This is a genomic window from Pseudomonas sp. BJa3 (genome assembly GCF_026343815.1).
GTDB lineage: Bacteria > Pseudomonadota > Gammaproteobacteria > Pseudomonadales > Pseudomonadaceae > Aquipseudomonas > Aquipseudomonas soli.
In genome coordinates, this window is sequence record NZ_JAOXMC010000323.1 from 1 (window position 1) to 259 (window position 259).

Below are 259 nucleotides of genomic sequence, written 5' to 3' on the forward strand. Positions count from 1 at the left end.
TGGCCGCCGACGCCGGAATTCCTCGGCGCCCTGCTGTCGAACGAGGCGCTCGACAGTGATCGCGAGCAGCCCTATCCGTTCTTCCTCGCATCGCCGCTGGAGACCGCGCCTGATCAACTGGGCGATGTCGGCGACTGGCTGCTCGAGTGGAAGTGGGATGGCATCCGCGCCCAGTTGATCCGCCGGCGCGGCGAGATTGCGTTGTGGTCGCGGGGCGAAGAACGCCTGGATGGGCGCTTTCCCGAAATCGAGGAGGCCG

1 pseudogene is annotated in these 259 nt (G+C 67.2%); it reads left to right on the forward strand.

From position 1 onward, the window contains the following. Positions 1 to 259: pseudogene (locus OH705_RS27885) on the forward strand (ATP-dependent DNA ligase); the annotation flags it as partial.